We start from the raw sequence: 25,144 nt of genomic DNA, 5'->3' as shown, positions 1-25,144 counted from the left end.
ATTGACACCTTTCCTTCTCTTGTGGATAAAAACAAAAGGAGGTTTTTTTATGTCTAGAGATCGTTTATTAACAATGATTGAAGTGGCAGTGATGACAGGTTTAGCGATTGTCTTAAGTAATGTAAAGTTTGGGGCACTTTGGGCAATGGGGGGGTCAATTTCGTTGATTATGGTTCCTATTTTTATTATTTCCTTTAGACGAGGTTGGAAAGTGGGTGTAGTAACAGGATTATTAGTCGGATTATTAAATCTGCTGTTTGGGGGATATGTTGTACACCCGATACAGTTAATACTAGATTATCCATTAGCGTACCTTGTATTAGGCTTAGCGAGCATATTCATGTTGAAAAAAGGCTTGGTTCCTAGCACGGCAGCTATTGTATCAGGGTTGTTATTTGCTACGACTCTGCGCTTTTTTAGTCACTTTACATCAGGTGTAGTGTGGTTTGGAGAATATGCTCCAGATGGAATGAATGCCAGCCTGTACTCTTTTTATTATAATATCTCATATTTAATACCGGAGATGTTACTAACGCTTGCCATATTAATTTTACTTTCAAAGAAGTATCCTCAGTTCTTCTTGGCAAAACGTCAAAGTAATGTTTCAGATGCAGCATAAAAGGATTAGGTAAAAAACGGCTTATGTGACGAGGGCACTGAAAAAAGGTAAAGCTGACCTTTCAGTGCCCTCCATGTGAGTCGTTTTTTGTTGGCGTAAAAAGGTTAAAATCTCTTCAATTTGTGTAAATTAAAAAAGATTACAAAATGGACGGGTGATAATAAGATGGTATATCTTTTACTCTTAATAGGCTTTGGGTTACTTATTAAAGGGGCGGATTATTTTATTGATGGTTCGTCTAATATTGCTGCATTGTTTCGTGTTCCACCTCTTATTGTAGGCTTAACAATTGTGGCGTTTGGTACAGGTGCCCCTGAAGCAACAGTTAGTATCATTGCTGCTTTAGAAGGGAATGCGGATGTCACAATCGGTAACATTGTTGGTAGTAATTTATTAAATATGTCATTAGTTGTTGGGATCACTGCATTTATTTTTCCTTTGTCTGTGGAAAGGCCAACAATAAAAAAGGAAATTCCATTTGCTTTTCTTGCTACGGTTGCATTACTCGTAGTTATGAGTGATAGAGTTCTCCAATTTACAAATGAAAATTTTATTACTCGAAGTGATGGAATTATCTTCTTGTTATTTTTTGCTATATTTTTGTATTATGTAATTGAAGCTGCCAGGAATAGCCGTGAAGAGAATATTGGAGAAAACAAAAACATTGACCAAACTGGAGGATGGGGTAAGAACATTCTTATTACATTTGGAGGTTTGGCTGCAATTGTATTAGGCGGATATTTGGTTGTAGAAAGTAGTACGGATATTGCTTTACGCTTTGGGATGAGTGAGACCTTAGTAGGACTAACAATAGTTGCTATAGGATCTTCTTTGCCAGAGCTAATTACATCAATAACTGCTGCAATGAAACAACAAAGTGAGATTGCCTTAGGGAATATTGTTGGAAGCTCAATCTTTAATGTGTTATTTGTCCTTGGGATCGCATCTATTATCTCTCCCTTGCCGGTGAATGATAAATTATTTTTTGATATATTTGTGCTACTTGTGTTAACGATTATCTTGTTTATCTTCTCTCGTACACATTATAAAGTGAAAAAATATGAGGGGATGGCTTTAACGATATTTTATATAATATATTTAATATATATTATTATGAGAAATTAAATAGATAAACAACAAAACCATTGGTAAGGTGGTTTTGTTGTTTTTTAAAGCTGTTTTTGTAAAGATTGTTGCTGTGAAGAAACGTTTTCCTCGTAGGGAAATGGAGCGGAAGTCACTCGACTCCTGCGGGATGCAGAGGGAGGGCACTGAAAAACTTCCGTTTTTCGTGCTAATGAGAATTTGAATTTAAAAAAACAGGCAATTTTCCTCCGTTATTGGGTGAGAAATTGCCTATTTCTTTTCTATTTATTACTCTTTCTCGTTTAAAAGCTTTAGTATTCTCTTGAGATTCACCGCAAATATCGTGGTAGCTGCTTGAATTTGCATAGCAAACAGACCCGAGGATGATGCAATTTTTAACCCGTGTCGATGTTTTAACTCGCTATTTTTTGCTTCTATTTTATAACGTGACTTCTGCATTTCTTTAAACTCTTCTGTTTGTTGAAAGGATTCTTGATCAGAATGTTCCTCTGATTTAATGGTCACATAATATGACTTTGTTTTTGCGCCTTTTTTATAACACCCTTCTTGAAATGGACAGATTTTGCATTTCTCAACATCAAATAGGTATCGAATTCGAGGATTAGTATCTTTCCCTTTTCGTTGATCATATTTTTTGTGAGTTGCCATATGTCCAGCTTTACAAACATACATACCGGCATCTTTATTGAATTCGAATTCATCATTTTTCCGTGTTCCGTCTGTAATGATAGGGTGGAGTTTGGAAACTAGGCTCATGTTATTTGTTTTCGCAAATTGAATGTTGTCTTTATCAGAGTAGGCTGTATCTCCAATGAGTGTATCTATTTCCATTCCTGCTTCTTGGCTTTTTTGAACTAGTTCCTGTAGATACTTTCCATCGCTTTTTTCTCCAGAAGTGACCACTGACGCTGTAATAATTCGTTCTTCGTTCGTCATGGCGAGATGTGTTTTGAAGCCAAAGAAAGAAGAGTTCTCTGTTTTATGTCCAAGTCGTGCATCTGGGTCGTTTGAATAATTGAGATGCTCTGTATAATCTTCTACTACTTCTTTTAACACATTTACTTTCTCTTTAATCGCTGGAATCTGAGCGATTTGCGGTTCTTTTTCCACAACAGAGATGACTTGGCGACAATACTCCAATTCATCCGCAACATCATTAGATGTTGTTTTAGCTGGAACTTCTCCTTCATGGACTCATTAATCTGATAGACAGCTTTTCGAACATTTTTTGATTTTTCTTGTGAAAATTCCTTTGGGATTTTTGATTATAACGAGCTTTTGTATGTGTGGCATCCACGATGATGCTTTTACTCTTTATAATCTCCTTTTCTAAGGCAATCTCGACTGATTTTCGAATGAGCATATCTAATAAAGCCTCGTCTTTAAGGCGAAGCCTTCTGAATTTAGTTAGCGAACTTGGATCAATAACCGATTCTTCAGGTGCCATATTGAGAAAATATTTAAATGACATATCGTATTTAGAACGTTCAACTAAATCAACATCCGATAAATCATAAATCACTTTTAGTAATAGATATTTGAACATACGAACAGGTGGAATTGCATTCCGACCATTATCAAGGCAATAATTTGATTTTAACTCGTTTAGTATGAATGAAAAATCAACAAGTTCATTGATCTGACGAGGCATATTATCTTTAGGGACAGCTAGTTCATAAATTCCCATATATGGACTGAGTGTTATTGTTTCTTCATTTGATATCATTAGATTCACCTACATCTATGTAATACCTAAATTATAAAATAAAATGACAGTGAAATGTTTGATGAAAATTAAACTTCAGACTGTAGACAAAAGGCCTTTGAGTTTCATTTCTCAAAGGCCTTTTTACGCTATTTCTCCTATTTCTTTTGATCGTTGAAGAGTAGGGAATTTCTATCTTTCCGCTCAACAAAGCGGACGGGATGGGAGGGCCGACTCCTGCAGGAGGGAAGGGCAGGTTGAAATCCACCGGCGCAGCCGGTTAGTTCAACGCCCGCCTGCGGAAAGCGTGCCCCCCATCCCGGGAGCGAGGTCAAAGCTCCTTTTCAAGTCCGAAATAAACGAACACTTTTTCAGTGGCCTCATGCAGAGGTAGGGGCGAGACCCCGCAGGCGCAGCCGAGGAGGCTCGGCACCTCCCCGCGGAAAGCGAGTGGCTGGAGCGCAATGGAACGAACATGAGGAGAACACGTATCCCATAAAAACAACTTTTAAGTATGCGAACGCCTTTTAAAATGAAAACCTTGGTTGAGGAAAAGCCATTCTTATTTCGGTTTCTCTTTTAACCAATGATATAATAAAAGGTACATACAAAGTAATTGGAGGAGAGGTAGTATGAAAATAGCTTCATATCAAATGGATATTGTCCCTGGCAACCCTGCTAAAAACCGGGACAAGATAAAAATGTGGGCAGAGCAGATTTGTAAGGAACAACAGCCTGATATCCTTGTCCTACCTGAAATGTGGACGACAGCTTATACGCTACCTACATTGGAAGTGACAATTAAACCAGATAAGGATGTAACGGAGTTATTCCTAGAGAAACTAGCTAGCAAGTTAAACGTAAATATTGTTGCTGGCTCTATTGCAGTTGAGGAGGATGGCGGTATTTACAATAGGTCGTATATACTCAATCGAAAAGGCAAAATTATTTATACATATGATAAGATCCATCTTGTTCCGATGTTAGATGAACATCTTTACCTAAAAGGAGGGAGAGGTTCAGTACAAGTATTTGAGCTAGAAGGGCGTAAGATGGGGATTATTATTTGTTATGACTTACGTTTTCCTGAGCTCGTACGTTCACTAGCGCTACAAGGGGCGGAAGTGGTATTTGTCGTTGCGGAGTGGCCTATGGCAAGAGCTAATCATTGGGAAATTCTCCAACAAGCAAGAGCGATTGAAAATCAGTTGTTTGTTGTGAGTTGTAATCGAGTGGGTACATATGATGAGGTTGAATTCGCAGGAAGTTCAATGGTTATTAATCCTTGGGGGGATATTGTTCATAAAGCTTCTTCAACAGGTGAAGAGACAATAAGCGTTAGTTTGAAATTGGACGAAGTTAGTCGTATTCGCAAAGATGTACCTGTATTTTCGAGCAGAGTTCCAAAGCTATACGTGGAAGCTGATGATAAATAACGTTTAATTAAGGGAGTCATTGAATGGGGTGTTACTAAAACGGAATATTCCCGTGATCATGAAAAAAATAAGAGGAGAAGGAATCAAAGTGCCCTTCTCCTCTCTTTAGAGAAAAAATCTACATTGCTGATTGCTTCAGTGTCCTCTTTGGTCACACTGATATTTTTTGTAGTTTATCAATAAATTTTAGCGAACGGCCTGTCCCAATTGCTACCGACTCAAGTGGATTCGGGGCTACGTGAACGGGAACAGAAATCTCACCGGCGAGCCATTCTTGTAAACCGTTTAATAGGGCACCTCCACCTGTAAGCATAACTCCTTGATCAACAATATCTCCACTTAATTCAGGAGGACAATCCTCGAGAGTTGCTTTTACAGATTCAAGCAATTGCAAGAGTAACTCATTAAGGGCTTGCTGAATTTCCGTAGAGTTTAGAGTGACTGTTTTAGGTAATCCGTGAACAAGGTCGCGTCCACGTACTTCCATTGTCATTTCTTCATGAGCAATAGGAGCATAGCCAATTTCCATCTTAATTTGCTCAGCTGTTCGCTCACCAATTAAGATATTATACTTCTTACGTACATGCTGAATAATCGCTTCATCAAATTTATCTCCGCCAATTCGTGCTGAGTGACATGTAACAACTCCACCAAATGAAATAATAGCTACTTCTGTCGTTCCTCCTCCAATATCAACAGCAACGTTTGCAATAGGCTCATCAACTGGAAGGCCAGAACCGATCGCGGCAGCTAATGGCTCTTCAATAAGATGGACATTTTTTGCTCCAAAACTTCGAACTGCATCCAGGATGGCACGACGTTCAACCGATGTCGAACCTGATGGCGCACAAACGACCACATTCGGTTTACGAAGAGAAAGTCCTCCTAGCTCTTTGCTCATCTTCTTCATGATTGCTTTTAGCATGCTTGCTGTCATATCAAAATCTGCAATGACACCATCCTTCAATGGTCTAATGGCGACAATATTTGCAGGTGTTTTACCTACCATATTTTTTGCTTCTGTTCCAACAGCTAGAACTTCATTTGTATCAAGATTAAGGGCAACGACTGATGGTTCATTTAAGATAATGCCTTTATCTTTGCTGTATACAAGGATGTTAGCAGTACCTAAGTCAATTCCTATTTCAATATTTGAAAACATCATTTCACCAACTTTATCAGATCTTTTCTAGGTAAGTCTTGATTTTATCAGGTAAGAGGAATCGAGAATAGTGTCGAATCGCTCATCTTCTATGTAATAATATGAGAGTTTACGGCAACAATAAGGGATTTAACCCGAAAATTAGGGAACCATTTCCACTTATTTATTTATAGGGTCTTTATTCCTAGGTTAAAAGATGGTGATGGTGTCTGACCTAGATGATTTTTGTAGAGATAAAAGAGGATATATTAAGTATTTGTCAGACACGTGATATAACTAATGTTACTTAGACTGTGATTCATGTAAAAGGTTTGCTAATACATGTGCCTTGTATCGTTCAATTTTCCTACCTTCTATATAGCGTATTCCCTTTTCTTTTAACTTCTTCACATACCAACCTTTACTTCCGATATACATGTACATCCATCCTTTCAAAAAAATAAAAATAAAAACGAGCAAGCCTGTGGCTTCCTCGTTTTTGTTGTTTAATTCATCCTATGCATTGAACTTGTATGACATTCCGCCTTTTACTTTTGCTTGATGGAAATAACGTCTTTTTCGTTCAAGGATACTAGTTCTTCTTTATTAATTTCTACATATTCGCCTTCAGCTAAGTTTGTGAAGACGATTGGTGTAATCGTAGATGTTGCGTTTTCTTTAATGAAATCAAGATCAAAGCGAAGGAGTTCTTGTCCTTGCTCGATAGAATCATCTTGCTTAATTAGTGCCTCGAAACCTTCCCCTTTTAGGTTCACTGTATCAAGCCCGACATGGATTAGGATTTCTTTTCCTTCATCAGACAAAATACCGATAGCATGCTTAGTAGGGAAGAGGTTAACGATTTTCCCGTTTACAGGTGATTTAACAACACCTTCTGTTGGCTCAATTGCAAAGCCGTCACCCATCATCTTACCAGAGAAAACTTGGTCTGGTACTTCTGTAATAGGAAGTACTTTTCCTGCTAACGGCGATACGAATGATACGTCACCAGCTACCGCTTCATTTGCTGGTGCTGTTTCTTCTACTGGAGCAGGTGTGCGTCCGCTAATAATATCTTGCATTTGCGATTTAATTTGGTCAGAACGTGGACCAAAGATTGCTTGAATGTTGTTACCCATTGTCATAACACCAGAAGCACCTAGCTTCTTCAACGTGTCTTTTTCAACTTTATCAACATCGTTTACGCTAACACGAAGGCGAGTAATACAAGCATCCAAATTAGTTAAGTTTTCTTTTCCACCTAGAGCTTTTAGCACATTATATGGTAGTTCAGACGTATTACCAGATGAAGGTGTATCATCTTCATCCACTTCTTCACGACCCGGAGTCATTAAATTAAACTTCTTAATTGCAAAACGGAAACCGAAGTAGTAAATGACTGCGAAAATCAAACCAATTGGAATAACGAGCCACCAATCAGTACGGTTTGGCAGTACCCCAAAGAGTAGGAAGTCGATAACCCCACCTGAGAAAGTCATACCGATCTTAACATCAAGCATTTGCATAATCATGAAAGAGAAACCGGCAAATACGGCATGAATCGCAAATAATACTGGAGCAACAAATAAGAAACTAAATTCAATTGGCTCTGTGATACCAGTTAAAAATGAAGTTAATGCAGCAGAACCCATGATACCTGCAACAATTTTCTTTTGTTCCGGACGAGCACAATGATAAATAGCTAATGCAGCAGCCGGCAGTCCAAACATCATGAACGGGAACTTACCAGTCATAAATGTACCAGCTGTTAATTCTGCACCATCACGTAGTTGTGCGAAGAAAATACGTTGGTCACCACGTACAATATCTCCAGCTGCATTCGTGTATTGTCCAAATTCAAACCAGAATGGAGAGTAGAAAATGTGATGCAAACCAAATGGAATTAACGCACGTTCAATTACCCCGAAAATAAAGGCTGATATCGTTTGATTCGTTTCAACCATTAAGTAAGATAGGTTATTTAATCCCAATTGAATAGTCGGCCATACAAAGTATAGAGCAATACCGATCAACAAACCGAAGAACGCTGTTGCGATAGGTACAAAACGTTTTCCGGCAAAGAAACCTAAATAAGATGGTAGTTCAATATTGAAATATTTTTTATACGTATAGGCGGCAAGCAAACCAGCTATGATTCCGCCAAAGACCCCAGTTTGTAGCGTTGGAATCCCTAAAACATTAGAAATCCCTGGATCATTAGCAATCATTTCTGGTGACCACTCACCATAGCCTCCAATTACACTCATTGTAACGTTAATGATTAAGTAACCGATTAAAGCAGCTAGACCGGCTACACCATCTCCGTTTGAGAGACCGACTGCAACCCCAACTGCAAATAAAAGAGCGAGGTTAGCAAAAACAATGTCACCTGCATTTTCCATTACACTAGCAAGCATGACTACCCAGCCTGTTTCCAGAGCAGGAATTCGTGCTATTAAATCTGGATTTTGTAATGCATTACCAAACGCAAGCAGAATACCGGCTGCTGGTAATAATGCAACTGGTAACATAAGTGCTTTACCGACACGTTGCAAAACGCCAAACGAATTTTTAAACATAATGATTCCTCCTTGTATGGTTAGTTTGAAAAAGTATTTTGAAATTTATGCAATAAAAAAGACATGAGTGGCAAAGGGATTGCACGAGTATCGTGAGATATTCGTGCAATCGCTTCCCTTCCACTCATGCCTGCATAACCAGTAACACGTATAAAGAAAATATGATAGCATTTATTAAGTATTATTCCTTAGAAAGTCGTTGAAGGTGTAATGTTAAATACACGGCTTCTGCTTCTGGAATCGTTTTCTTTAAAGTCTGTTGCATAATTTTCATCAATTTCCAAGACAAATTGTAGCACACCGGATATTCCGCTTGCAACACATTTTTTAACGAATCTTGGTTATCAAAATATTGTCCTTTATTTATCCGCTCAATCGCATGGTGAAGATGCCTTACGAGTCTTAAATAATTTACATCTTTGCGATCGATCTTTAATTTTAACGCTTCTTCAGTTACGGAGACTAATTCACTTATTAGTTGAGTGTGACGATTTACTTCTTTGAGAGAACGTCTTGTTAGTGCACTATGAATGTGCAGGGCAACGAATCCTATTTCTCCAGGAGGGATATCAAGGTCTAATTGACTGCTCAAATAATCAACCAGTTCCGTAGCTACGGAAAATTCTTTTGGATAAGCTAGTTCGGTTTCCGGGAGAAAAGGGTTCTTTACATCTAAGCCTTGTTTAACCCTTTTGGTTGCATAAAAAAGGTGATCTGTTAATGCAATGTGGATGTGCTCATGTAAATTAACTGCAAATCTTTCTTCGACGATTTCAATAATATCATTCATAAGTCCAATGAAGTTTTCATCAACATAATCAAGCAGTTGTTTATATTGCTCTTGTTCTTTTTCTTCTTTTAATACAAAGAACTTTTCAGCTTGCTCATCAGCAACAAGGTCACCTGTTTTTTTTCCGAAGCCGAGCCCTTTTCCAATAAGAATGACCTCTGCATAGCTAGGGTGTTTTGCAACTAAAACATTATTATTTAGTACTTTCTTTACGGTTAACACGCTTTTCCTCCTTTCATCAAAATAGGAATTTTGTCGAATTGTGTACTCTTTTCCATATCAATCATATCGAGAAAAAAAAAGAACGTCAATGGAAATGATCCCTAACATTATGAATTTTTCTTTTTGTTTTTAGCGAATTTCACTTTATTGAGGTTCTCGTTATAAAACGGTCGATTTTTCTCGAGGGATGGACTAGTATTAAAGGTGATTAACGTAAGGAGCTGTTTAACCGTGAAGCGTCATTTAACATATGAAGATATGCAGAAAATAGTTGGGCAAATTAATCAACGAAATTATGACTACGATGAACCTTTTTTGAATGTTGTAGATGAAATATTAGATGAGTGCGAAGGGAAACATGTCCAAACCGTATTAAATGAATCATTTGAAAAGTTATTATCTCAAGTTAATACGGAAATAGAGCAAGTTGAGAAAGAAATGGAACTGAGATCTCTATGTCGGGTTGGGTGTGCTCATTGTTGTTATTTTCCAATTATAGTTACTCGCTTAGAAGTGAAGTTAATGCTATTTTATATAAATCAGTTGCCAAATGACAGGAAACAGGCGATAAAAAATCAAGTAGAAGGGTATTTGCAACAACACGCAGATACTCTAGCTGATGTTCAGCAACTTAATTTTGAAAAAGATCAAAGTTTCAAGAGGAAATATAAAGAGTTTCATCTGCCTTGTATATTCTTGAATCAAGAAACGAATAAATGTATGGCGTATGAAGTGCGCCCTATTCCTTGTAGAACATATGTCAACTATGTAGATGCAGACGTTTGTGCAAACGAACTTTTACCAAAAGAACCGATAAGTTTTGAATTTTTGCATCGGTTTTATGTTGAAGGAATGGATGAGGTTATTCAAGAAATTCTTGAAGTAGTAGAAGATAAGGAGTTAGGAATTTCTTATCCTGGTGATGCGGCAGATGTTAATTATTTACCAATACTGCTGAAAGAGGAGCTAAAATCAACAATTGTTAACTGGGATTGAAAATAATTTTTGGTTGTTTCAATAATTTTCTAACTATTTTTCGTTTAGTAAAAACGTCACTCGTGGTATGATTAAAATATAATTCGGCAATTCTATTCTTTATTTTGAAGATAGTGCATAGGTTAGAATTAATTATAACCTGTTGCTGTTGTTTTTTATTATTACTGTCATTTAGATAGAAAGTAGACTGGGAGGGATTACAGGTGGAAGAGAGAGAAATTCATGCGTATTTTGAAGAACGAGTTATACAGGCTAAAACACAGTTTGAACGTACTGTCGATTGTAAGCATACCGAATTTGATGATCTGTATCCATACATGACGGAGCAACCGCAGTTTTTTTGGTACAAACGTTATGTTGCTTGGCAGGAATTACTAACAGTAGTTAAAATAGCAGAAGATATGAATGTTGAATGGAAGAGTCTTTTCTTAGATAAACAATCTTCTTTTATTGAAGGCAGAGTACTAGATGCGAAAGTTCTTGATGATTGGTATGAAGAATCTGAGAAGCCGGAAAAAGAATCGTCGAAAAATGAATAGGAATCTTCCCCCTAAGAGCTAGATACTTAGGGGATTTTTTTTGAAAGGAAGTATATGATGAAGTGGTTTCAGATCTTATTGCTTTTAACGGTTATAAGCTTAAAGGCGTGTGGCATTGAGAGTCCAAATGATGAATTAATTGAAAAAATAGAAGAAGAAAAGAGCGTTATAGAGAAAGAAGTAGTTGAAGAGGAGTTAGAGACAGAGGAGAGTTTGAAAGAGCTCGACTTGAGTCTATACGAAGCGCGTGAACCTCTGCACTGGGGGGAGAATGTTGAAGGTGTAAAAACGCGTATAGATACAGATGAGGATGTAATTGCTTTGACGTTTGATGCATGCGGGGGCCCATATGGGAATGGGTATGATGCATCATTGGTTGATTTTTTAAGGAAAGAAGAAATTCCTGCTACTTTATTTATTAATGAGCGTTGGATATTAGAACACGAGGAATTGTTTTTAGAGCTAGCTCATGATCCGTTATTTCAAATTGAAAATCATGGAACGAACCATGTGCCGCTTTCAGTAACTGGTAATTCAGCCTGGGGAATTAAGGGGACTGACAGCCCAGAGGAAGTGAGAGAAGAAGTATTAGGAAACCAAGAGACGATCCTTCATTTAACAGGACAAGCGCCAACTTTGTTTCGTTCGGGTACGGCATTTTATGACGAAGTAGCCGTTGAAATTGTAAATGATTTAGGGTTGCAAGTTGTTAATTTTGATATTTTAGGTGACGCAGGAGCGACATTCTCTGCTCGTGAGGTCCACCAGGCGATCATGAAGGCTACTGGGGGATCGATTGTGCTTCTCCATATGAACCAACCTGACAGTGGGACTGCAAAGGGAGTCCAATTAGCTGTTTTGGACCTGCGTGAACAAGGGTATGAGTTTGTTACATTAGCTAATGCAAGCTTGAAATAGTGGTAAAGGAACGGGGCTATCCCAAAAGGTCAAAATCAGACCTTTTTGGGATAGCCCTTTTAGTTTAAGGTAATATGCAAATCTCGGTGCTGATAAATACCGTCAAGTTTATCTCCAATATCCTCCTCGATCTCTTGATTAGTCGGAAGCGAGTCATAGCTTTCTATAATCGTAAACGTTTCAAGGCATAAGAGATGGAATGGGTATTTTTCACCACGGTCTTCAATAATGGCGTATAGCTTATTTTTTTTTGTACTGATAAGGTCCCCAGGCTCGTTAACTGAACGTTTGCGGTTAATCGTCACATTCACGCTAGGTTACACCTCTTTTTTAGCACCATTATTGGAGGATTCTTATAAAATTATTCATAAAAAAGGAATTTATTTCTTTTTGTTGTTTGCACGGTTTGTCCCATTATCAATCATTTCACTTGCAACATCTTCATTCAATAAGTTTTCTTTAGGGGTCTGATTGTTTGTTAATGCCTTTCCCTTTTGTCTGTTTCGCTTATCCATTTGCACAGCCTCCTTGTCATTGTCTAAAATTGGTTTCACTGTTACTATTTCTTTAGATCAAAATTCTATTCAAAGAGTAGGTGTCACATTGGCAAAAAAGAAGTTTTATGTTGTTTGGAAAGGAAGAAAAACAGGAATCTTTACATCTTGGGGTGAATGTGAAGCTCAAGTAAAAGGATTTACAGGGGCTAGGTTTAAATCGTTTCCGACTAAAGAAGAAGCCGAAGCTGCTCTATCTGGGAAAACAACATCAAAGAGCCAAAGCCGTTCAAGTGCTAAAGCAGTTAAGGAGATTAATGAGGAAGTTGAATGGGACAGCATTTCTGTTGATGTGGGCTGTCGAGGCAATCCAGGTATTGTCGAATACAAAGGTGTTGATACGAAATCGGGGGAAATTTTATTTGCACACGATGAAATCCATATTGGCACGAACAATATGGGAGAATTTTTAGCGATCGTACACGGCTTAGCTTATTTAAAAGAACAAGGGAGTTCTAAGACTATTTATTCTGATTCGATGACAGCCATTAAATGGGTAAAGCAGAAGAAGGCTAAGTCAACATTAGAACGGAATGAAAAGACCGCCTATATTTGGTCATTAATGGACCGTGCTGAGAAATGGCTGCAAACAAATAGCTATCCTAACAAAATTAAAAAATGGCATACGGAAAAGTGGGGAGAAATTAAAGCTGATTATGGGCGTAAATAAGGATTATTTACTGGAGTGGTCTAATAAATCTCGCTTTACATGTAACTTTATATTATATCATTTTAGGAGAACTTGTCTGTGACGGATCAATTATTGTTCAAACAACGAGAGTATTTTTATAAAGGCAAGACAAGAGAAGTATCATTTCGTCTGAAACAATTAAGCATATTAAAACAAGCGATCCAAGAGTATGAAGAGGATTTTCTTCATGCCTTGAACAAGGACTTAAATAAATCAAAAGAAGAGGCCTTTCTAACAGAACTTGGACCACTCTATCAAGAAATTACGTATATGAAGAAACACCTTCGTAAGTGGGTAAAGCCGAAAAAAGTAAAGACAGCTATGTCACATGTTGGTTCTAAGGGATACGTTTATTATGAGCCTCATGGAGTAGCGCTTATTATTGCACCTTGGAATTACCCACTACAGTTAGCGTTTGCACCTTTAATTGGTGCTATTGGTGGAGGGAATTGTTCGGTAATTAAGCCTTCAGAGTTAACACCTCATACCTCAAGACTACTTTCAAAATTAGTTAAAGCACATTTTTCGGAGGAATATATCGCGGTCGTAGAAGGTGATGCTAGCGTCAGTCAATCATTACTTTCAAAGCGCTTTGATTATATTTTCTTTACAGGGAGTGTTGGTGTAGGGAAAAAGGTAATGGAAGCAGCTTCAAGAAATTTAATACCTGTAACCTTAGAACTAGGTGGGAAAAGTCCAGTTATTATTGATAAGAGTGCCAAATTGAAATTAGCGGCTAAACGAATTGCTTGGGGGAAATTTATTAACGCGGGTCAAACATGTGTAGCGCCAGACTATGCACTTGTACACAAAGAAATTCAAGAAGAGTTTCTCTCTCATTTAAAAAATGAAATTGAGAATGTTTATATAAATAAGTACGAAGAGGGGACATATCCAAGGATCGTAAGTGAACGTCACTTTAAACGTTTGCTTACTTTTTTGAATAACGGAGACATAGTTACAGGTGGATTCAGTGAAGAGGAGCGTTTAACGATTTCACCAACACTACTTACCAATGTTAAGTGGAATGCCCCTATCATGCAGGAGGAGATTTTTGGACCGATCTTACCTGTTTTTTCATATGGAGACGATAGTGAAGCAATGGCGATCGTTCGTGACAAGCCCGAACCATTAGCTCTCTATATTTTTGCAGAAGAACAAGGAGTGCAGCATAAGTTCATTCATCAGCTCTCATATGGGGGTGGATGTGTAAATGATACGATTATGCACCTTGCTACTCCGCACTTACCTTTTGGAGGAAAAGGAGAAAGTGGAATGGGGGCATACCACGGTTATGAAAGCTTCTCTGCTTTTACAAATAAGAAAAGTGTTTTAAAGCAATCGACCCGTTTTGACTTGCCACTCAGGTATAAACAAGATAAAAAAACAATGAAGTTACTCAGAAACTTATTACGTTAAATAAACGTTTGTTTAAGATTTTTTCAACACCGATAGTCAAAATGAGAAAAGATTATGAGAGAAATAAAAATAATCAAACCCTATGGAACTACTTGTTCTATAGGGTTTTCTTTATATTCACATTGTTAATGATCATTCTTTCTTTAAAGTTATTATCGTTTACTGTTGACATAGTAAGAAAGGTTGGATAAAATAATAAACGTACTCAATTAATAATTATTATAAACAAGGAGTTGTTATAAATGACAGACAAAAGAATGGTGGCTAAACAAGCACCTCTATTTGAAATGGATGCAGTAATGCCTAATAAAGAATTTTCAAAAGTAAGTTTAGAAGAAAATATGAAAAATGATAAATGGACGGTACTTTTCTTTTACCCAATGGATTTCACGTTTGTATGTCCAACTGAAATCACATCATTAAGTGATCGTTTTGATGAATTTGAAGACTTAGATGCAGAAGTAATTGGAGTATCAACGGACACAGTTCATACGCATAAAGCATGGATGAACACAGCAAGAGATGAAAATGGGCTTGGGGAGTTAGCTTATCCATTAGCGGCTGATACAAACCATGTTGTATCTCGTGAGTATGGTGTACTAGTAGAAGAAGAAGGAGTCGCTCTTCGTGGTTTATTCATCATTAGCCCAGAAGGTGAGTTGATGTACTCGGTTGTTAACCATAACAATATTGGTCGTGATGTAGATGAGACATTAAGAGTGCTACAAGCCTTGCAAACGGGTGGTCTTTGCCCAGCTAACTGGAAGCCTGGACAAGAAACACTGTAGATCTTATACATAAAGGTGTTTTTTACCTTTATGTATAAGATCTAAGCGATGAGTGGAACCGCCGTAATGTTTTAAGTCTTTTAGGAATGGTTTTCTTCTAAAAGGCGCACGGCGAGAGGAGCCATCGCAACATGTTCGCACTCTCTACGCTATAAGAGAGTCTCTTATGGATATAAAGAAAATAGGTTTTCATATTAATAGGTTTGGATTTATAGATTATAGAAGAATTGGAGTGGAATTTATGAAACTACGTGAAGAAATGCCAGAATTAACAGGTGCTACAGCATGGTTAAATGGAGAGGTGACAAAGGACGAATTGCTTGAGAGCGGGAAAGCAACACTTTTTCATTTTTGGTCTGTAAGTTGTGGTTTGTGTAAAGAAGCTATGCCGGAAATTAACGAATTTCGTGATGAATATGAGGATGAGCTTAATGTCATAGCAGTACATATGCCTCGTTCTGAAAAGGATTTGGATATGTCTGTAATTGAAGCAATGGCGCAAGGACATGATATCATTCAACCTACATTTGTTGACAGTGAGCATAAGCTAACGGATGCTTTTGAAAACAAATACGTACCTGCTTATTATGTATTTGATGCTGAAGGAAAACTTAGACATTTCCAAGCTGGTGGTAGTGGAATGGATATGTTACGTAAACGCGTCAATCGCGTCCTAGGTCAAGAGGTAAAATAATTACTATAATAAAAACCAGGATATAGGGGAGGAAATAGATGAGAGGGTGTCAAAGGTCAAAAAAGGACCTTTTTGGACACCACTCTTAGCTACCCTCCAAAGAAAAAGTCAATAACGTTAGATGCAGTTGACGTTTGGCTGTTATAAAATTCAGAGTATCCACAATTTGTACAATATACGACTCGAAACTTATTATGTTGAATATCAAACACTTTTTTGAGAGTCCTGTTCCTGATTAAAAGATGTAGCGACTTTGTCGATTGCTTTGGGTTTTCAAAAGATCTAAAACACCCCTATTTAACACCTTTAAAGCTTCAAACCAGTACGACTTTTAAATCGTCTTAACAAAATGTGACTCTCTACTCTCGAAATCCCCTTAAGTGCATAGAGTTCTTCATTGATAAAGTGCTCAAGTTGATCAAAATCTTCTACGAGAACGTGCATATGTAATGTGCTTGGGCCTGTCATTTGGTAGCAGCTAGCTACTTTTGGGTTTTCTGCTAAAGTTTCTGCGACAGAAACAAGCGATGTAGGTTCACAGTCGACTTCAAAAAAGGCAGAGACTTTCTTTCCAACTTTATCAGAATTGATTACAACGCTAAACTTTTCAATCACTTCTTCCTCAATTAATTGATTTATTCGTTCGCGGATGGCTACGCGTGATAGTCCGAGTTCTTTAGCGATGTCTACATAAGACATACGGCCATTCACTGTTAAAAGTTCTAAAATTCGTTTATCAGTCGTGTCTAATTTCATATCTTCAACACCTTTATCAATTGATCTTACTTCTATTATAGTTCAAAACAACTGGTTGAAAAAACATTATAGTGAATAATAGAACATGAAATTTTAATAATTTTCTGATAGACTATTATTACGGGAGTCGAAATATTGAAGGAGGATGGATAGATGAGATATCCAGAGGTGTGGGATTTGGATTCAATTTTTAAAGGTGGGAGCAAGTCTGAAGAGTTCATAAAATTTGTAAGAGAAACGGATCAATTGCTAGCGGATTTAGCCGAATCAATAGGTGAAGAGATTACACTAGATCAACTCGAAAATGTTATACATAGTATTCAATTGCAGATGCAAAGAACAAGGCAAGCAAGTGCATTTGTTAGTTGTTTAACAGCTCAAGATGTGAAAGATAAGGAAGCTACACTTTGGCTAGGGAAGGTGACTGAACAAGCAACGAAGCTTCATAACGTATGGGGAATGATTGAAGACTTTTTAGGAGAGCTCTCTAATGAACAATGGAGTGAGTTCATTTCACGACCTGCATTATCAGGTGTTACGTTTAATCTGAAAGAGCGCCGCATGCAAGCGAAAGAAAAGTTATCCCCGAATGAAGAAAAGCTTTCTGCACAACTTGCCATTGACGGATACCATGCTTGGGGGAATGTGTATAACGCTGCGGTTGGAAGAATGCAAATTCCTTTTGAAGAGGATGGACAAGAGAAGTTGCTTTCAGCAGGACAACTACAAAATCGTCTTAATAGTTCTGATCGTTCAATACGTGAACGTGCTGCAGAAGCTTCAGAGAAGGCATGGCAAAAAGAAGCTGATTTATTTGCATCAACGTTAAACCATTTAGCGGGTTTCCGTTTAAATTTATACGGAGCGCGCGGCTGGGATAACGTGTTGAAAGAGCCACTTGCCATTAATCGTATGGAAGAAGAAACGCTTGATTCAATGTGGGCTACAATTACTGAAAATAAACCAAAATTCTATAAATTTATGGAGCGAAAAGCACAGTTATTAAGTGTTAACAAATTAGCTATGCACGATGTTCATGCTCCCCTTCCAGTTGAAGGGGATACGACGATTTCTTATGAGGACGCCTGTGATTTAATTATTCAACACTTTAAACCGTTTAGTCCAAAGCTTGCTTCATTTACAGAAGGTGCCCTTCGTGATGGATGGATCGAGGCTGAGGATCGCTCAGGAAAACGTCCTGGTGGATTTTGTACAACTTTTCCACTTTCAAAACAATCTCGTATCTTCATGACATATGATGGGACAATGGCAAATGTAGCGACGCTTGCCCATGAGTTAGGGCATGCTTACCACGGGCATTGCTTAAAAGATATGGATCCTCTTGCGCAGCGATATGCGATGAACGTCGCAGAAACAGCATCAACATTTGCCGAAACGATCATTGCCGATGCGTTAGTGAAAGAGGCACAGGCGGAAGATGTGAAGTTATCATTACTTGAAAATAAGATCTCACGTTCTCTTGCCTTCTTTATGAATATTCATGCAAGGTTTTTATTTGAAACAAGATTCTACGAAGCGCGTAAGGAAAAGTTATTATCGGTTGAAGAGTTAAGTTCATTAATGGAAGAGGCACAGAAAGAGGCGTATGGGAATCAATTAGCTACGTATTCTCCAACTTTCTGGGCATCAAAGCTTCATTTCCATATTACAGGCGTGCCATTTTATAATTTCCCTTACACGTTTGGCTTTTTATTTAGCTTGGGCATTTATAAAAAAGCTCTTGAAGCGGGGAGATCTTTTGAAGATGACTATATTGCCTTGCTACAGGATACGGCTAGTATGACCGTTGAAGATTTAGCAAAGAAGCATCTAGGTGTTGATTTAACTGGTAAAGAATTTTGGCAAGAAGCTATTGATTTAATTTTAGTCGATGTGGATGAGTTTATGGAGTTAACGAAAGATAAGTAATTAAATGGCTGTGTCAAAGGTCAAAGAACGGACCTTTGAAGGGATTGCAATGGCACGCTCGTCGCGCGCCTGTTATGAGAAAGATGAGCCTCCTAAAGTCGGCTGCCGGTGGTTGTCCAAAAAGTCCGGAACAGAGAAGGCAATGGCTCCGGTCGCTACGCGCCTTGAGAGGAGAACCCCACTCCTCTCAAGGCTTTTAAAAGATGTAGCGACTCCGCTCATTGCTTCGAGGCTGTCAAAAAGGTCAAAGAACGGACCTTTTTGACAGCCTCTTTTAATGTGTTGTATCCTGTTTTAAATACCTCTTATCCTTCATAAATAAACGCCAGAACCAAATGAATACAGGAATTAATATGGCCATTCCAACACCATAACCAATTAAGAGTAAGCGAAACATAACTTCATTTGTGAAGGCATCATAAATGGTAACGTCAGGGTATAAGAAGTAGGGCATATGAGCTGAACCGTAAGCAAAGCTTGCCAGACCGAACTGTAAGGCGATTAGGAGGACGGCAACCCTTGGTCTACCTACCTCGAACTTTTTTGTTGGCCACCAAAGAGCGCTATATCCAATCGAAAATGCCAATAGCGATAACGTAAACAATAGCCATTCATTCGCCATATTCTCAAACATCCAAAATGCTTCAGGGATGAGTGTTAAAATAGCACCAACAGCAAAAGAAAGAGTAATCGGTCCTAGGATAATCGCATTGCGTCTATAGACGTGATACGTTTCTTCAGAACCTGCTTCTTTTGCATAGTCACTTAATAGCAAGGCTGATAAAAACAGTTCTGTACTTAGTCCAAATCCAAGATGAGTGTAAAATGTAGGACTTGTAAATAACTGATCAATAAGCACGTACTGTCTGTCGCCTACAACTTCGATAAAACCTCCAATGGCAGCCGGCAAAATACTTATCAGCAACGCAGGTATGAGTAGTCCAGTAATCCCAGAAATAATCACAAGCATATTCGTGTATTTTTGAACCGAATAAGAGTAAACCATAAAGGCACTTCGGATCGTGAGTAGAAATAGTACCAAACAAAAAGGGACAATCATTAATGTTCCTAATGTTGCAGCAGCACCAGGGAAAAAGCTTACTAAGGCAACAACTAGTAATACAAGGAATACATTTGTCACCTCCCAAGATGGAGAAAGATAACGATTAGCAATGGAAGCGGCTTTTGTGTCTGTTCTTTTCCTATAATACATTGCCCAAAAACCAGCTCCAAAATCGATTGAACCAGCAATGGCATAAATGAAAAGGAATGCCCATAATATGGTTATCGCAATATAAACATCCTGCATAGTAAATCCCCTCTTTAATCTAAGACATTGTTTGTAATTCTTTTGAAACAGGGTTTCGGTTAAAGTAGTAGTGCATAACTAGTCCAGTTAAAACAAGGAGCACAACGTAGAGAGAAACAAAAAGGAAGAATAACATTCCTAAGTTACCAGAATTCGTAGCTGCCTCCGAAGTTCTTTGAATTCCATAAATTGTCCAAGGTTGTCTCCCGGTACAACTGAAAATCCACCCTGTTTCTATACCGATCATCGCAAGCGGGCCAGATGCAACCAAGCCAGCTAGCAGCCACTTAGGATATGGCTTTTTCGTTTTTCTTCTAAAAAACCACAACACCCAAAAGATCACAGCTAAGCCAAAGAGAGCAGATCCAATTCCGACCATCACGTTAAACAATGTATGGACAAATAAAGGAGGCCACTCATCCTGTGGATAGTCATACAATCCTCGTACGACGCCATCAGTTGATCCTGTAGCAAGCCAGCTAAGCATACCAGGAATTTCAATCCCACCAATTACTCGACCGGCTTCTGGATCGGGTGTTCCCATGATCGCCAGTGGGGCATTTGCTTGTGTTTCAAATAAGCCTTCTGCTGCAGCGAGTTTTACAGGTATGTGCTCATGGAGCATGATTGCTGTATCATGTCCATTGTTCATTGTATAAACAGACATAATAAGACCAATAGCAAGTGAAAGAGTTAATCCTTTCCGGTGATATGATATTTCACGTTCTGTAAGGCCTCCACGAAATAGTTTGTATGCTGCAACAGAAGCAAGTACAAATGCTCCCGTCATATATGCACTTCCAACAACATGTAAAGAAGTAACATAGAAGCTAGGGTTGTTTACAGCAGCAAGTGGGTTAACATTTGTGACTTGGCCATTTACTAAATCGAACCCTCGAGGGGTGTTCATCCAGGCATGTGCATTCGTAATTAAGACAGCAGATGCAGTCGCCCCGAGGGCAACAAAAAACACACTCACAATTCTCATTGTTGGAGAAAGACGATCTGCTGCGTATATGTATATTGAAAGAAAGAGAGCTTCTAAGAAGAAAGCAAAAATTTCAACCTGAAACGGAAGTGCAATGACTTGCCCCACAATTTCCATGAAGCCCGGCCAAAGAAGACTTAACATGACGGCAACAATTGTCCCAGATGGAATGGCGACCCCTAACAAAATCGCGACACCCTTAGTCCAACGCTTTGCGAGTGTTCCATAATCTTCATCTTTCCGAATAATCCTCATAATCTCAGCTACTAATATCATTAAAGTAATTCCTACACCTAATGTGGCGAAAATAATATGAAAGGCAATAGAAGTACCAAATATCATTCGCGCAAGCATAACATTATCCATCATTTACTTCCTTTCACACGTTTTTATGTGTATAAACTCCTTTTCCATGCTATTACTGTGCGTTAATATATTGGTTCTATTCATTTTTTTTCCAATGTACGAAATGTATAATATTGGAAAAATACATAAAAAAAAGAGCGAGATACCTAATATGGTAATCTCGCTCTTTTTATTTTGTATCTTTTTCCTGGTTATTCGAAGATCTCTCATCAATTCGATCTTCAATTTCTGCTAACGCCTCGGGGTCATTTAATAATTGTTTCTTATTTTCTAACACAAGTTCTTCAAATGATGTGGATTGTCTTCGCATAATAACCCCACCTATAATTTATTTTGTTGTTACTACAAGTATATCAACAAGTATATACAAAAATAAAGAAAGAATTGTTACAATTTTTAGACTAAAAGAATATTGTTAGAGTTTGTCGAATAAAATAGAAAAAAAGAAAGATATTAAAATGTTTATACACAAAAAAGTAGAAGTTATACACATAATACACAAAGTTATTCACAGTTATGTTGATAACTTTGTGTGTAACTCAGTAGATATCATAAAGTGTAAAAAATTTAAAAAAGCTATTTACAACTGCAGATAATATTGTTAGAATATTTTTAACATTAAAAAAGAGTTGTGGGTAAGTGAATAGGTAAAAAGTGAGCGACTGCTCAATCACTTAACCACAAAAAAGGGAGAGGGAAGTCATATGACAGTTTCAGAGAAAAAAATGATTGAAGAAATGCAGAAGAAGTTAGAACGCTTAGCAAGCGAATTAAATGAACTTAAAAAATCTAGCCACGAAGGCTTTGAAAAGTTAGAAACAGATGATTTCTTAACACAAGCTTATAATTAGTAATTGATAAGGGAATGTCTATTATGTTGTTATAGAAATATAGGCGTACTCTTTTTTTTTTTGAAGTGACTAACTAGTATTAGTTGGTAAAAGCAAGGAGGTTAATACATTGACAGTTTGTGCAGAAACCATTCATCAAATAACGCTTCCAACCCCGTTTCAAGTCGGCCCTGTGCATGTATATTTAATTTGTGGAAAGTCTCTGACTCTAGTAGATACTGGGCCTCTTACAAAAGAAGGAAAAAGGGAACTAATGCAACAGCTTCATATTCTAGGTTATAAAATAGAGGATATAGATCAGGTTATTTTGACTCATCATCACCCAGACCATATTGGACTTGCGAGTTTATTTAAGCATTCAACGCTAATTGGTCATAAGTTCTTGCAGCCTTGGTTAAAGAAGGATCAAGTTTTTTTTAGAAAGTGTAGACGGTATCTTATAGATCTCTATGTAAAGAATGGTTTGACAATTGAATTAATCAATAAAATCGAAAAGTCAAGTCAATCATATATGAACTTTATTGAACCAGCAGAACTCGACGTCATTGTTAAACACGGGGATGAGGTACCAGGAATAGTAGGCTGGAAGGTAAAGGAAGTACCAGGTCATGCTCAAAATCATATCATGATTGTACGCGAACATGATCGTCTAGCGATAGGGGCAGATGTGCTATTAGCTTCTATCTCGTCAAATGCCTTACTAGAAGCGCCTATGAACGGGGAAGAAAGACCAAAAACGTTGTTGCAATATCGAGACTCATTAAAGTTAGTAAAGGGACTAGATTTAAATCTTCTATTACCAGGACATGGAGAAGTGGTGAAAAATGTGAAGTCTTTAGTCGATCAAAGACTTGCCGGACATATGAGAAGGGCTCATACAATAAAAGAGATTATTTCTACAAAAAAAGTGACGGCTAGTGAGATTAGTTATGAATTATTCAAGGAAAAGCATCTAAAGCAACCAGATTTAACATTCTCAGAAACATTTGGTCATCTTGATTTACTGCTAGAGCTAGAACAAGTTAGTGTAAAAGAAGAAGGAGATTTATTTTTCTTTAAAAATGAATGATTAATCATTCATAAAAAAGTATTCCTAATCTTTCCTTTTTACTATCTTTCTTGGTAAAATAATGATAAGACAGATAAGAGGAGGAGCCAAATGGAGCAGAAAAAAACCAATTCTTTAAAATTGATTTGGATCTTTGGTGTGATTTTGATTTCGATTGTTTTAGCCAAAAAAGAATGGAGAACAAAAATGTTGGCTGAACTACGAAAGCTAAAGGAAGAAACGGGGAACGCCGTTCAATTTGTTAGAGACAACCGTGAACAGATCGTAGACCAAGTTAGAGCAACTGCTAATGAGGTATCGTCTGTAGTAAGAGACATTTCAAGAGATGTTAAAATAATTGGAGAGACCGCCTCGCATTTAAAAGAAAGCTCCGAAGAAATTGTAAAGGCAACGAGAGAAGCTGCAGACGACTTGAAAAGCTTGAAAAGATAAACTACATAGGAGGGGTTATCTCATTTCGGGATAGCCCCTTTGACTGTTAACGCTAATTTATCACTTTCTGCTTGTGTAATAAAACGAACAAAAAGACTAGAAATAACATGGTGCTAATGATGAAAAAGAAACTAATGCCGCTGAAAAATTGTATAAATATACCCCCAACATAAGGCCCCAAGAGGCTTCCGAAGCTGAAGGCAACCCCGCATAGAATATTCCCAGTTGGCAATAGCGATTTTGGTGTTAAGTCAGTCATATAGCTGATACCGAGAGAAAAGGTAGAGCCAACTAACACACCTGCTATAAATAGACATATCGTAAGGCCGAATATGGATTGCTCAAGGAAGCTAGCAATGAAAAATATAAAACTACCAGATGCTAGAATGAGAGTTAGTATTTGTTTTCTTCCATATTTATCACTTAATATGCCAAGAGGCAGTTGAAAAACAATTCCTCCTATTGCAAACGATACTAAAAGAATAGAAACAGATGTCACATCAAGTCCAATACGTAAACCGTAGACAGGAAAACTCCCATTTAACGATGCTTCCAAAAAGCCATAACCTAATGCGGGTAACAAAGCAACCCATGAATAAGTTAATGTTTTCTTAAAGCGGCTTGTTGTATCTTTAAAAGAGGTAAGTTCTAATGCCTTTTCAGGAAAATCATTGTGTAAAGCAAATAAAAATAACCATGCTACCAAGCAAAGACATGCTGAAATGATAAAGGGCAAAGCCTCATTAATAAAAATTAAGGGAGTCATTAGTGGTCCGATAGCAAAACCAATTCCAAAGAAAAGGCCATAAATACTAATGTTTCGGCCTCTTTTTTCTTTAGGAGATGCCGATGTAATCCATGTTTGAGTACCAAAATGAAGTGCGTTGTCTCCTATCCCAATACAGAGTCTCAAGATAAACCAAAACCAAAATGACTTCCATAAAGGAAAGAGAGCTAGTGAGATGATGACAAGTAATCCTCCAGCCATAATGATCGGTTTATAACCGAATTTTCTAAGCGGCGGTTCCATAAATGGAGAAACAATCAATATTCCAATATAAAGAGCGGTAGCATTTAGTCCGTTTAAGGTTGCTGATACACCATCCTGTTCAAAAATAACAGAAATAAGAGGGAGGAGCATTCCTTGACTAAAACCACTAATAGCAACAATGCTAACTAATATCCAAAAGCGAAAACGATTCATTCAAAAACCTCACCTTTTTCGAGGGATCTGGAAAGGTAAAAA

Annotated in this window: 25 protein-coding genes and 2 pseudogenes; 14 read left to right on the top strand and 13 right to left on the bottom strand. The window is 37.7% G+C overall.

Translation table 11 applies throughout. The annotated features are described in order from the left end of the window. Positions 1 to 49 precede the first annotated feature (49 nt). Both thiT and AC1FXP_RS15135 read left to right on the top strand, forming a co-directional pair. The gene (thiT, locus tag AC1FXP_RS15140; RefSeq protein WP_480062769.1) at positions 50 to 619 is read left to right on the top strand and encodes an energy-coupled thiamine transporter ThiT; all 570 of its coding nucleotides are present in this window, start codon (positions 50 to 52) and stop codon (positions 617 to 619) included. 165 nt (positions 620 to 784) lie between these two features. Continuing rightward, positions 785 to 1,744 carry a calcium/sodium antiporter gene (locus AC1FXP_RS15135; protein ID WP_480062767.1) on the top strand — a complete coding sequence of 320 codons (960 nt, stop codon included), beginning with the start codon at positions 785 to 787 and terminating at the stop codon, positions 1,742 to 1,744. Positions 1,745 to 1,993: 249 nt separating this feature from the next. Here AC1FXP_RS15135 and AC1FXP_RS15130 read toward each other — a convergent pair. After that, positions 1,994 to 3,452: pseudogene (locus AC1FXP_RS15130) on the bottom strand (IS1182 family transposase). A gap of 611 nt (positions 3,453 to 4,063) precedes the next feature. On the opposite strand from AC1FXP_RS15130, the gene AC1FXP_RS15125 reads away from it, so the two are divergent. Then, positions 4,064 to 4,867: a carbon-nitrogen family hydrolase gene (locus tag AC1FXP_RS15125; protein ID WP_480062765.1), complete on the top strand. Its 804-nt coding sequence runs from the start codon at positions 4,064 to 4,066 to the stop codon at positions 4,865 to 4,867. A 151-nt stretch (positions 4,868 to 5,018) separates the two neighbouring features. On the opposite strand, the gene mreBH is transcribed toward AC1FXP_RS15125, so the two are convergent. The 4 genes from mreBH to glcT all read right to left on the bottom strand — a co-directional run bounded on the left by mreBH (position 5,019) and on the right by glcT (position 9,599). Next, positions 5,019 to 6,029, bottom strand: coding sequence for a rod-share determining protein MreBH (gene mreBH, locus AC1FXP_RS15120; RefSeq protein WP_480062979.1), 1,011 nt, complete (start codon positions 6,027 to 6,029; stop codon positions 5,019 to 5,021). A 282-nt stretch (positions 6,030 to 6,311) separates the two neighbouring features. After that, on the bottom strand, positions 6,312 to 6,446 hold the full coding sequence (locus tag AC1FXP_RS15115; RefSeq protein WP_480062763.1) for a DUF2639 domain-containing protein: 135 nt from the start codon (positions 6,444 to 6,446) through the stop codon (positions 6,312 to 6,314). Between the two features lie 110 nt (positions 6,447 to 6,556). Next, positions 6,557 to 8,587, bottom strand: coding sequence for a glucose-specific PTS transporter subunit IIBC (gene ptsG / locus AC1FXP_RS15110; protein WP_480062761.1), 2,031 nt, complete (start codon positions 8,585 to 8,587; stop codon positions 6,557 to 6,559). Between the two features lie 181 nt (positions 8,588 to 8,768). Beyond that, a complete protein-coding gene (gene glcT / locus AC1FXP_RS15105; protein ID WP_480062759.1) occupies positions 8,769 to 9,599 on the bottom strand; it encodes a glucose PTS transporter transcription antiterminator GlcT in 831 nt (276 codons plus the stop codon). A 231-nt stretch (positions 9,600 to 9,830) separates the two neighbouring features. Here glcT and AC1FXP_RS15100 point away from each other — a divergent pair, with 231 nt between their 5' ends. From AC1FXP_RS15100 to AC1FXP_RS15090, 3 genes are all read left to right on the top strand, one after another. Beyond that, complete coding sequence (locus AC1FXP_RS15100) at positions 9,831 to 10,595, top strand: YkgJ family cysteine cluster protein (RefSeq protein WP_480062757.1); 765 nt, start codon at positions 9,831 to 9,833, stop codon at positions 10,593 to 10,595. Positions 10,596 to 10,798: 203 nt separating this feature from the next. Further along, complete coding sequence (locus tag AC1FXP_RS15095) at positions 10,799 to 11,134, top strand: hypothetical protein (protein WP_480062755.1); 336 nt, start codon at positions 10,799 to 10,801, stop codon at positions 11,132 to 11,134. A 54-nt stretch (positions 11,135 to 11,188) separates the two neighbouring features. Continuing rightward, positions 11,189 to 12,052 carry a polysaccharide deacetylase family protein gene (locus AC1FXP_RS15090; RefSeq protein ID WP_480062753.1) on the top strand — a complete coding sequence of 288 codons (864 nt, stop codon included), beginning with the start codon at positions 11,189 to 11,191 and terminating at the stop codon, positions 12,050 to 12,052. 59 nt (positions 12,053 to 12,111) lie between these two features. Here AC1FXP_RS15090 and AC1FXP_RS15085 read toward each other — a convergent pair whose 3' ends face one another. Both AC1FXP_RS15085 and AC1FXP_RS15080 read right to left on the bottom strand, forming a co-directional pair. Next, complete coding sequence (locus AC1FXP_RS15085; protein WP_480062751.1) at positions 12,112 to 12,363, bottom strand: hypothetical protein; 252 nt, start codon at positions 12,361 to 12,363, stop codon at positions 12,112 to 12,114. A gap of 69 nt (positions 12,364 to 12,432) precedes the next feature. Further along, positions 12,433 to 12,567: a hypothetical protein gene (locus AC1FXP_RS15080; protein WP_275980291.1), complete on the bottom strand. Its 135-nt coding sequence runs from the start codon at positions 12,565 to 12,567 to the stop codon at positions 12,433 to 12,435. 88 nt (positions 12,568 to 12,655) lie between these two features. Between AC1FXP_RS15080 and rnhA the strand changes: the two genes are divergently transcribed. From rnhA to AC1FXP_RS15060, 4 genes are all read left to right on the top strand, one after another. Beyond that, entirely contained in the window at positions 12,656 to 13,276 is a 621-nt protein-coding gene (gene rnhA, locus AC1FXP_RS15075) for a ribonuclease H (RefSeq protein ID WP_480062749.1), read from the top strand. A 78-nt stretch (positions 13,277 to 13,354) separates the two neighbouring features. Beyond that, positions 13,355 to 14,716, top strand: a complete 1,362-nt coding sequence (locus AC1FXP_RS15070) for an aldehyde dehydrogenase (protein ID WP_480062747.1) — start codon at positions 13,355 to 13,357, stop codon at positions 14,714 to 14,716. 242 nt (positions 14,717 to 14,958) lie between these two features. Next, entirely contained in the window at positions 14,959 to 15,504 is a 546-nt protein-coding gene (locus tag AC1FXP_RS15065) for a peroxiredoxin (RefSeq protein WP_480062745.1), read from the top strand. Positions 15,505 to 15,745: 241 nt separating this feature from the next. Next, positions 15,746 to 16,198: a TlpA family protein disulfide reductase gene (locus tag AC1FXP_RS15060; RefSeq protein WP_480062978.1), complete on the top strand. Its 453-nt coding sequence runs from the start codon at positions 15,746 to 15,748 to the stop codon at positions 16,196 to 16,198. Positions 16,199 to 16,287: 89 nt separating this feature from the next. On the opposite strand, the pseudogene AC1FXP_RS15055 reads toward AC1FXP_RS15060, so the two are convergent. Both AC1FXP_RS15055 and AC1FXP_RS15050 read right to left on the bottom strand, forming a co-directional pair. After that, a pseudogene (locus AC1FXP_RS15055) lies at positions 16,288 to 16,419 on the bottom strand (zinc ribbon domain-containing protein); the annotation flags it as partial. An 85-nt stretch (positions 16,420 to 16,504) separates the two neighbouring features. Further along, positions 16,505 to 16,954 carry an Lrp/AsnC family transcriptional regulator gene (locus tag AC1FXP_RS15050; protein WP_480062744.1) on the bottom strand — a complete coding sequence of 150 codons (450 nt, stop codon included), beginning with the start codon at positions 16,952 to 16,954 and terminating at the stop codon, positions 16,505 to 16,507. A 153-nt stretch (positions 16,955 to 17,107) separates the two neighbouring features. On the opposite strand from AC1FXP_RS15050, the gene AC1FXP_RS15045 reads away from it, so the two are divergent. Continuing rightward, the gene (locus tag AC1FXP_RS15045) at positions 17,108 to 18,883 is read left to right on the top strand and encodes a M3 family oligoendopeptidase (RefSeq protein WP_480062742.1); all 1,776 of its coding nucleotides are present in this window, start codon (positions 17,108 to 17,110) and stop codon (positions 18,881 to 18,883) included. A 274-nt stretch (positions 18,884 to 19,157) separates the two neighbouring features. On the opposite strand, the gene AC1FXP_RS15040 is transcribed toward AC1FXP_RS15045, so the two are convergent. The 3 genes from AC1FXP_RS15040 to AC1FXP_RS15030 all read right to left on the bottom strand — a co-directional run bounded on the left by AC1FXP_RS15040 (position 19,158) and on the right by AC1FXP_RS15030 (position 21,856). After that, positions 19,158 to 20,192: a cytochrome d ubiquinol oxidase subunit II gene (locus tag AC1FXP_RS15040; protein ID WP_480062740.1), complete on the bottom strand. Its 1,035-nt coding sequence runs from the start codon at positions 20,190 to 20,192 to the stop codon at positions 19,158 to 19,160. 19 nt (positions 20,193 to 20,211) lie between these two features. Next, the gene (locus AC1FXP_RS15035; protein WP_480062977.1) at positions 20,212 to 21,546 is read right to left on the bottom strand and encodes a cytochrome ubiquinol oxidase subunit I; all 1,335 of its coding nucleotides are present in this window, start codon (positions 21,544 to 21,546) and stop codon (positions 20,212 to 20,214) included. A 169-nt stretch (positions 21,547 to 21,715) separates the two neighbouring features. Then, entirely contained in the window at positions 21,716 to 21,856 is a 141-nt protein-coding gene (locus AC1FXP_RS15030; RefSeq protein WP_250098214.1) for an FbpB family small basic protein, read from the bottom strand. Between the two features lie 394 nt (positions 21,857 to 22,250). Between AC1FXP_RS15030 and AC1FXP_RS15025 the strand changes: the two genes are divergently transcribed. From AC1FXP_RS15025 to AC1FXP_RS15015, 3 genes are all read left to right on the top strand, one after another. Further along, positions 22,251 to 22,397, top strand: a complete 147-nt coding sequence (locus AC1FXP_RS15025; protein ID WP_480062738.1) for a hypothetical protein — start codon at positions 22,251 to 22,253, stop codon at positions 22,395 to 22,397. 109 nt (positions 22,398 to 22,506) lie between these two features. Beyond that, positions 22,507 to 23,466 carry an MBL fold metallo-hydrolase gene (locus tag AC1FXP_RS15020; protein ID WP_480062736.1) on the top strand — a complete coding sequence of 320 codons (960 nt, stop codon included), beginning with the start codon at positions 22,507 to 22,509 and terminating at the stop codon, positions 23,464 to 23,466. Positions 23,467 to 23,556: 90 nt separating this feature from the next. Then, the gene (locus AC1FXP_RS15015) at positions 23,557 to 23,898 is read left to right on the top strand and encodes a methyl-accepting chemotaxis domain-containing protein (protein WP_250098211.1); all 342 of its coding nucleotides are present in this window, start codon (positions 23,557 to 23,559) and stop codon (positions 23,896 to 23,898) included. Positions 23,899 to 23,950: 52 nt separating this feature from the next. On the opposite strand, the gene AC1FXP_RS15010 is transcribed toward AC1FXP_RS15015, so the two are convergent. Beyond that, positions 23,951 to 25,102 carry an MFS transporter gene (locus AC1FXP_RS15010; RefSeq protein ID WP_480062734.1) on the bottom strand — a complete coding sequence of 384 codons (1,152 nt, stop codon included), beginning with the start codon at positions 25,100 to 25,102 and terminating at the stop codon, positions 23,951 to 23,953. Between the last annotated feature and the right edge of the window lie 42 nt (positions 25,103 to 25,144).

This window comes from Halalkalibacter sp. HAAS-P013 (assembly GCF_056619925.1).
The sequence above is the reverse complement of the archived record's forward strand: the minus strand, read 5'-3'. Positions and strand labels throughout refer to the sequence as shown.